The organism is Streptomyces sp. NPDC054841, from assembly GCF_053611045.1.
The window spans coordinates 1-8,288 of sequence record NZ_JBSGZO010000382.1 but is presented as its reverse complement, the minus strand read 5'-3'; the positions used below and the strand labels follow the sequence as shown (position 1 = coordinate 8,288).

General features: G+C 70.4%; 7 protein-coding genes and 1 pseudogene. 5 read left to right on the top strand and 3 right to left on the bottom strand.

Annotated elements, in window-relative coordinates:
* Nucleotides 1-84: pseudogene (locus ACWGI8_RS33870) on the bottom strand (electron transfer flavoprotein subunit beta); the annotation flags it as partial.
* Nucleotides 85-286: 202 nt separating this feature from the next.
* Here ACWGI8_RS33870 and ACWGI8_RS33865 point away from each other — a divergent pair.
* Nucleotides 287-1,003 (top strand): TetR family transcriptional regulator, encoded by a 717-nt coding sequence (locus ACWGI8_RS33865; RefSeq protein ID WP_453666848.1) that lies wholly within the window; start codon nt 287-289, stop codon nt 1,001-1,003.
* Nucleotides 1,004-1,203: 200 nt separating this feature from the next.
* Complete coding sequence (locus ACWGI8_RS33860; protein WP_453666846.1) at nt 1,204-1,674, top strand: MarR family winged helix-turn-helix transcriptional regulator; 471 nt, start codon at nt 1,204-1,206, stop codon at nt 1,672-1,674.
* A 25-nt stretch (nt 1,675-1,699) separates the two neighbouring features.
* On the opposite strand, the gene ACWGI8_RS33855 is transcribed toward ACWGI8_RS33860, so the two are convergent.
* On the bottom strand, nt 1,700-2,401 hold the full coding sequence (locus ACWGI8_RS33855) for a rhomboid-like protein (RefSeq protein ID WP_453666844.1): 702 nt from the start codon (nt 2,399-2,401) through the stop codon (nt 1,700-1,702).
* A gap of 151 nt (nt 2,402-2,552) precedes the next feature.
* Between ACWGI8_RS33855 and ACWGI8_RS33850 the strand changes: the two genes are divergently transcribed.
* Nucleotides 2,553-3,674, top strand: a complete 1,122-nt coding sequence (locus ACWGI8_RS33850; protein ID WP_453666842.1) for an XdhC family protein — start codon at nt 2,553-2,555, stop codon at nt 3,672-3,674.
* Nucleotides 3,675-3,976: 302 nt separating this feature from the next.
* Here the strand turns inward: ACWGI8_RS33850 and ACWGI8_RS33845 are convergent, their stop codons facing one another.
* The gene (locus tag ACWGI8_RS33845; protein WP_453666840.1) at nt 3,977-4,678 is read right to left on the bottom strand and encodes a hypothetical protein; all 702 of its coding nucleotides are present in this window, start codon (nt 4,676-4,678) and stop codon (nt 3,977-3,979) included.
* A gap of 113 nt (nt 4,679-4,791) precedes the next feature.
* On the opposite strand from ACWGI8_RS33845, the gene ACWGI8_RS33840 reads away from it, so the two are divergent.
* Nucleotides 4,792-6,549: a PucR family transcriptional regulator gene (locus tag ACWGI8_RS33840; protein ID WP_453666838.1), complete on the top strand. Its 1,758-nt coding sequence runs from the start codon at nt 4,792-4,794 to the stop codon at nt 6,547-6,549.
* Between the two features lie 285 nt (nt 6,550-6,834).
* Nucleotides 6,835-8,274 (top strand): uracil-xanthine permease family protein, encoded by a 1,440-nt coding sequence (locus ACWGI8_RS33835; protein ID WP_453666836.1) that lies wholly within the window; start codon nt 6,835-6,837, stop codon nt 8,272-8,274.
* Nucleotides 8,275-8,288: the final 14 nt, after the last annotated feature.

The following is an 8,288-nucleotide window of genomic DNA, read 5'->3' as shown; positions in this document are numbered from 1 at the left end:
GTCGACGGTCAGGTCATCGGCGAAGTGCCGGTCGCCGGTGGCGTCGGGCACGTACTTCACACAGACAACGATCCTCAAGCTCACGCCGGCTCTCCCTGATGACATGACTGGTGGGTTTCCACGCTCGCGCATGGTGTACGTCCGAGACTATGGCACTCAGTACCCTCAGTAAAGGTACTGGGTGTCATCTTCGATGCTCCGGTGTTACGGTCTTGGCATGACCGAGGCGCGCCGGAGACGGAAGACCGTGGCCGGGGACGCTGCTGCCGCCCCCGCGAAAGTGCCCATGCGGGACGTCCTCGCCGAGGCTGCATTCCAGTTGTTCCTCGAGCGTGGCTTCGAGCAGACCACCGTGGACGACATCGTGGCCAGAGCGGGCGTTGGCCGCCGCTCCTTCTTCCGTTATTTCCCGTCCAAGGAGGACGTGGTCTTTCCGGACCACGACCGCTGTCTTGAAGACATGACGGCGTACCTGGACGCGTCTGACGAGGCGGATCCGGTGACAGCCGTGTGTGACGCGGCCCGGCTTGTCCTGCGCATGTACGCCGCCAATCCGGAGTTCTCGGTTCAGCGCTACCGTCTCACCCGCGAAGTGCCTGGACTGCGTACCTATGAACTCTCCGTCGTGCGCCGGTACGAGCGGACGCTGGCCGGCTACCTCCGTGGCCGGTTTGCGGGCAGGCGGGACGGCGCCCTGTGGGCCGAGGTGATCGCCGCCGCCGTGGTCGCGGCCCACAACAACGGCTTGCGGTCCTGGCTGCGGTCGGGCGGTGCCGAGGACCCCGAAGCCGCGGTGAACCACGCCCTTTCGCTCGTGCGTGTCTGGGGGAGTGCCGTGAGCGGTCAGGATGGGCGGGCGTCGGGGCGGGGATCGGAGGAGACGTCCCGACCGGCCGCCGAGCAGACCGCCGACGATGGCGAGGTGATCGTGATGGTCGCCCCGAAGGGTGCCCGCATGTGGCGCGTCGTGCAGAGCATCGAGTCGGCCCTCCGGGAGAGCTGACCGACTGCCCCTGGGTACTCAGTGCCGTTCTGGTTCGGCACTCAGCGTCCTACGGTGTACGTCGCTGCAAGGGTGCGGTGCGCCGACCCGAATGCAGGGAGCCGAGCCGGACAGCAGTGTCAGGGGCGTCGGTGGACGAGCTCCCGGTCGACCCAGTTGTTGAGTTGATCCGTCAATCAATGGAGAGCTAGTCTCGATCGGTGACTGAACTTCGATCGCTCGACGACCTGGAAAGGCGTGCGTGGCAGGGCTTCGTCGCCATGAGTCAGCTGATGGAGGAACGGGTCAACCAGGAGCTGAAGCGAAACGGCGGGCTCTCCATGGCCGACTATCGCGTGCTCGTCCCGCTGTCGGAGGCGAAGGACCACCGGCTGCGGATGCAGGAGCTCGCCGCGCTGGCGAGGTGGGAGAAGAGCCGGTTGTCGCATCAGGTCCGCCGGATGGAAGGTCGCGGACTCGTACGCCGTGAGGAGTGCCCCACGGACGCGCGCGGCGCTGTGGCCGTGCTGACCCCCGAGGGGCTGGAGGCGATCCGAACGGTCGCACCCCTGCATGCGGCGCATGTCCGCCACATCTTCGTCGACGCCCTGTCCCGTGGCCAGTTGAAGGCCCTTGTCGAAATCTCGGAGAACGTGGTCCACCGCCTGGGCGGTCGCATCGGAACCGAGTAGCGAAGGCAGTTCTTCTGTCGTCGTCCTATTCGGTGTGTGCCGGGTCGGGCTGAGCCGCCGGGGCCGGGGTGTCGCGCCGGACGGTCAGGAGCAGGAAGGCGCCGCAAGCGAAGCCGACGGCCGCCGCCGTGAGATGACCGACGGTGGTGAAGTCGGGCAGGACACCGCTCCAGTCGCCGCCGAGCACCGGCCATGCGACAACCCCGGCGACCGCGAGCCACCGCGCCCGCTTCAGCAGCAGCGCTCCCGCCGCAAGCGCCGCCTCGGCCCCGTAACTGATCCCGAAGTCGACGGCGTGCCGGACGCTGGTCGGATACCAGTCGTGGGCGAGGGCGACCCTGATCACCTGTGTGGTGATCAGGGTGGCCAGCACGTGCCCCAGGACGAAGACGGCGTAGGCACGCATCGCTCCGTACCGCCGTTCCAGCCACGCCAGGCACAGGCCGACGCCGATGCCGAGCGTGATCACCGTGCCGGCGAAGTGGAGTGAGGCGATGGAGGTCAGCGTGCCGTCGAAGAACAGCATGCTGCCCACCAGTGAACGGACCGGATGGTGTTGCAGATTGCTCAGATTGGTGCTGATGCCGAGTGCAAACCGCTGGGCGTCAGCGGTGGACAGCACCACGGTGAGCCAGAGATGGGTCAGCAACAGCAAACCGACGTATCCGGCGGTCACCGGATTGCGGAAGGCATAGGTGCCCAGAGCTCGGGCGAAACGATCAATCACGGGACCAGCCAAGCAAAGAGACCGCTCCGGACACAAGATCCACCGGGTACCGGCGCCGAGGCCAGGTTCTTGGCAGAAGTTGCCGTCGGCAGCGTGCCCCCGGACATGTACTCATGACTCCCCAGGGAGAACCGGCGGAGGTGGGAACGGCATGCGGCACCTGCTTGACGATCTCGAGAAATGGTATGCCGAGGGGCGGACGTTCGCGCTGGCCACCGTAATCTCCACGCTGCGCAGCGCTCCCCGTGACGCAGGCGCGGTCATGGCCGTCGGCGCCGGAGGAGAAGTGCTCGGCAGTGTGTCCGGGGGCTGTGTCGAGGGAGTGGTCTACGAGTTGGCGTGCGAGGTGATCGCGTCGGGGCGGCCGGAGTCGGCCGCGTACGGGGTGAGCGATGACGACGCGCTGATGTCCGGCCTCACCTGTGGCGGCAGCCTGGAAGTCTTCGTCGAACCGGTCGACCGGGTCCGCCGGCCGGACTTCCCGGCGCTGGTAGCCGCCCTGCGAGCCGGAACCCCGGTGGCCGTGGCCACCGTCGTCGCGGCTCCCGGCGCCGACCGGATCGGTGCGCGCGCCGTCGCCGGACTGACGGTCGCCGTCGAAGGGGCAGAGGCGGGGCCGCTCGCGGACGCCGCCCGGGAGATGCTCGGCCGCGGAGAGACCGGGCTCATCGTTCCCGGAGCCGGCAGCGGGGCCGGCAAGAGAGTGGCTGCGGTCGGCAGCGCGCCGGACGGAGAGGTGGCGTTCGTCCGTTCGTACGTCCCCCGGCCCGCGCTGCTGGTGTTCGGCTCCAACGACCACGCGGCAGCAGTGGCGCAGGCCGGCGCGTTTGCCGGATTCCGGGTGAAGGTGTGCGACGCGCGGCCGGTGTTCACCACGCACGAGCGGTTTCCCGGCGTGGACGAACTCGTCGTCGACTGGCCCGACCGCTGGTTCGCCTCGCTCGCCGTGGATGCCCGCACCGCCGTGTGCGTGCTGACGCACGACCCGAAGTTCGATGTACCGCTGCTGGCTCGCGCGCTGCGCACGGACGCCGGATACGTCGGGGCGATGGGCAGCCGCCGCGCGCATGAGGACCGGCTCGTGCGCCTGCGGGAAGCGGGTGTGACCGAGGCCGAGTTGGCTCGCCTGCACTCGCCCATCGGTCTCGACCTCGGTGCGCGCACCCCGCAGGAGACGGCCATCGCGGTGCTGGCGGAGATCGTGAAGTGCCGTCGCGGTGGCTCGGGGGAGCACCTTTCGCGTACCAGCGGACGCGTCCACGCTGCCCGCTGACCGCACGCCGCTCACGGCGTGCCCCGCGTGTGCGGTAACTCCCGCGCACGGACGGCGTGCCTTCGTGTGTGTGGCAACTTCCGCGCATGGGCGGCGTGCCTTCGTGAGTGCGGCAACTTCCGCGCGGTGGGGGTGCCCCGTGTGTGCGGCAACTCCCACGCACGGGCGGTGCGGAAGGCTCCGTGGTGGACCACCACCGCACCTTTCACACCGACTTGGGCCCGTGAGCCGCGCGCTACCCCAGCGGGGCGCGTCCTGAGCGAGGGCGCCCAGCGCCGCGGTGAAGCACGCGGCCGGCGGTGTCACCAGCCCGGCCCCGACCTGGCCCGTGCCCGCGACGCGCCCGGCGATGCCCGTGTTGATCTGCGGCAGCACTCCGGTGCGTACGACCTTGGTGACGTCGATGCCGGTCGGCGTGCCGCGGAAGTCGAGCACCGGCACCTGGTACGCCGGGTTCTCGGCCCCGGGGCCAGCCCGACCAGGCGAGCGGCGGCCGCGGCGGCGGCCGTACGGTCGCCGCCGGCCGTGGACCGGGTCAGGCGCGCCAGGGCCGCACGGCCGGATCCGGGCAGGCCCGGCCGCGGATCCTCGGTACGGCGGAACGCGGCCTCCAGCTCCGCGGTGCCCGCCCGCAGCGCCGCGCGATCGAGCGGCGGGTGCGGGCGACGCGGCGTCCACCAGCGCGCGACGTGCACCCGGAGCGTCCCGATCCGGAGCACGCCGGCGCCGCAGCCGGCCGCGTCGCACTCCTGCACGAGGCGGGTCAGGGGCGATCCGGTGCGGTCGGTCGCGGGGACCACCGCATTCGGCAGCCGCACCGCGTCGGAGGTGACGAGCGCGAGGACAGCGCCGTCCGCCGCCGCAAGGTGGACCGCGGACGGGAAGGCCGCCAGCAGACGGGCCTCTCCGCCGGGTCCCTCCAGTGTCCGCTGCACCGCCCGGGACGCGGCGCCCGGCAGGGCCGTCGGCCGTATCAGCGGTTCGCCGACGGTGTGGATCCCCATGGCTGCGCACCTCCTTGGTCGTTCGGGCAGGAAGCCGTGGCTGTTCGGCCGCGGTTTGGTTGCGAACGTGCTCAGATCTGTTGCGAAGGTGATCGCGCCGCTAAGGTCCCCTCATGGGTAAGGTTGCCAACGATCAGGCCGATCCTTCGCAGGAATTGCCAACGGGCTCCATGGCGGGCCCGTCGGTGGCAGATGCCCGCGAGGACGACCGGTCGGAACCGGTGCGACTCTCGGGCAGCGGGACGCTCATCCGCGGGGTCCCGGTCCGCGAGGTGCTCAGCTCGCCGTGTCTCGCCGGGGCCCGCCTGGTGGCCGGGGAGCGCGGGCTCGACCGCGTGGTGCAGCGGCTGAACGTCATAGAAGTGCCCGACATCCTGCCCTGGACCAAGCCGAACGAACTTCTGCTGACCACGGGCTATCCGCTGCGGGAGACCCCGGAGGCTCTCGCCGCGCTGGTCGCTGACCTCGAAGAGCGGCAGCTCGCGGCGGTGGCCGTCAAGCTCGGCCGCTACCTCGACGAACTCCCGCCCGAGATGCTGGACATGGCGGACCGCCTCGGTCTGCCGATCGTCAGCCTGCCGGACGACGTGGCGTTCGACGACGTCCTCAACCAGGTGCTCACCGACATCCTCAACCGGCAGGCGGCGGTCCTCGCACGTTCCGAGGACGCGCACCGGGCGCTGGTGAACGTGGTCCTGGCCGGCGGCGGACTGAGCGCTCTCACCTGTGAGCTGAGCACGTTGCTCGGCGGCACCGTGATGGTGACCACGCCGGACGGGCGGGTGCTGGCCCGGTCGGACCCCGCGCAGGGCAGCTCGCGCCTCGGCAGCTGCTTCGACGCCAGCGGGCGCTTCATGGTCGAACGGTTCAAGCACGGCCTGCACAGCCTGGAGGAGCGGGACGCCCGTGTGGCGCTGGTGCCCGTCCTGGCCGGGGCGCTGGACCACGGCCGCGTCGTGCTCATCGCCGATGAGCGGCCGGTGGACGACAGCGACGTCCACGTGCTCGAGCGGGCCGCGGCCACCGCCGCGCTGGTGATCACCAAGGAACTGGCGGTCGCGGCGGTCGAGAGCAAGTACCAGGGCGACTTCCTGCGCGACCTGCTGGCCGGGCGGGCCGGCGAGCCGGAGCACACGGTGCCGCACTGCGCGTCGCTGGGCTGGGACATCGACCGGCCGGTCGTCGTCGTGGTCGCCGAACTCGACCCGGGCCACGACCCGAGCCCGCAGCCGCGCGATCTGCGCCCGGTCCACGAGCGGTTCGCCACCGCCTGGACGATGGTCGTACGCGAGCACGACCCGCAGGCGGCGGTGGGAGGCTTCAGCCAGGAGGTCGTGGTGGTGATGGGCGCCGACGACGCGGTCGCCGCGAGCCGCGTCGTACGGCACATGGTGGCGCACGTCTCCGGCGACGGTGGCGGCGGGCGCCGCTCGTTCAGCACCGGTGTGAGTCGTGTCCTGGACCGCCCGGCCCTGCTCCCGCACGGGTACGAGCAGGCGCGCCGGGCGGCCCGTGTGGGCCGCCAGATGCACGGGCCGGGCGCGATAGCGGACTTCGACAGCCTCGGAGTGTTCCGGTTGCTCAGCCTGGTGCCCGATTCCTCGGAGCTGGCCGCGTTCGTGCAGGAGACGCTGGGCGAGCTGGCCGCACGGGAGGACCAGGAGACGGCGGACCTGCGGACGACACTCCAGGTGCTACTGGACACCAACCTCAACGTGGCCGAGACCGCGCGAATCCTCCACTTCCACTACAACACCCTCCGCTACCGCATCGGCAAGCTCGAACGGCTGCTGGGGCCGTTCACCACCGACCCCCACTTGCGGCTGAACGTGGCACTGGCATTGCAGGTGCTCCGCATGCGCGGGCTGTGACGACCTGGGCGAACACCAGCACAGGGAACGGGAAAACACCACAGGGCCATGGCGTGGGTGACTTTTGACAATGGGTCCGGCAAGGCTCTGTCAGTTGTCTCCCGTGCTGGGTTCCCGGGCCGGCCGTAGCGTTCCTCCATCTTCGGTGGTGCGAAAGGCATTCCGCTCAGCACCCGCCGGCGACTTGTGGTATCTGGTCCCGCACAGGGGCCGGGCCACAACCGGGTGCGAACAGCACCCGGACAGTGACCGAGGGCATCGCCCTGGCATGGAAGGCGGCTCGGCATGGGTTGGAAACTCCACGGGGACGGCAGAACACCACCTCCTGGAGAGGTGGTCCGGCCTGACGAAAGGCTCTCCTGGGGCCGCACTGTGGGCCTGGGGGCCCAGCACGTTGTGGCCATGTTCGGTGCGACATTCGTGTTCCCGCTGGTCATGGGGCTGGACCCCAACCTCGCGATCATGATGTCGGGCTTCGCGACGGTCGTCTTCCTCCTGATCGTGCAGGGCAAGGTCCCCAGCTATCTGGGGACGAGCGCGGCCTTCGTCGGCGCGGTGGCGACCATCCGTGCCTCGGGCGGCGACAGCGCCACGGTCACCGGCGCGATCCTGGTCGCCGGCGCGGTGCTCGCCCTGGTCGGCGTCCTCATCCACCTCGTCGGCGCGCGCGTCGTGAACCGGGTGCTTCCGCCGGTGGTGACCGGTGCGGTCGTGATGCTGATCGGCTTCAATCTCGCTCCCGTCGTGGCGCAGGTGTACTGGCCGCAGGACCAGTGGGTGGCACTGGCGACCATGGCGGCCGTGGTCGCCATGACGGTGCTGCTGCGCGGGTTCTGGGCGCGCATCGCCGTCTTCCTCGGCCTGGTCTTCGGCTACGTGCTGTCCTGGGGGCTGGACAAGACCCTGGGCAGGATCATGTCGGTGACCGCGGGCAGCCCGGACGGCGCGGAGACCCTCCACTTCCGGGTCAACCTCGACGCGGTCCACCAGGCCGACTGGTTCGGTCTGCCGAGCATGCACGCCCCGGACTTCAAGACCTCGGCCGTCCTGGTGGCACTTCCCGCGGTGATCGCTCTCGTCGCGGAGAACGCCGGACACGTGAAGGCCGTCGCGGAGATGACGGGGGAGGACCTGGACGGCTCCCTGGGCCGGGCCATCTCCGCCGACGGCGTGGGCACGGTGATCGCCAGCGCGGTCGGCGGCTCGCCCACGACCACGTACGCGGAGAACATCGGCGTCATGGCGGCCACCCGCGTCTACTCCACGGCCGCGTACTACGTGGCGGCCGGCGTGGCCGTGCTGTTCGGTCTGTGCCCCAAGTTCGGTGCGCTCGTCGCCGCGACGCCGGGCGGTGTGCTCGGCGGGATCACCGTCGTCCTGTACGGCATGATCGGCCTGCTCGGGGCGAAGATCTGGATCGAGAACAGGGTCGACTTCGCCGACCCGCAGAACCTCGTTCCGGTGGCAGCCGGTCTCGTCATCGGAATCGGTGGCGTGAGCGTGAAGATCTCCGACGACTTCACCATCGGCGGCATCGCACTGGGCACCGTCGTGACGCTGCTCGGCTACCACGCGCTGCACGCGGCGTCCGCCGCCCACACGGGCCGCCGTGACGACGCCGCGGCCCGGGTGGATGCGTACGCGGACGACGAGGGCCCGGGCACGCCGGTGCTCGCCGGACAGTCGGCCGAGTCCCCGCCGGCGAAGCCCGCAGAAAGCCAGTAGGCACCTGCCGACAC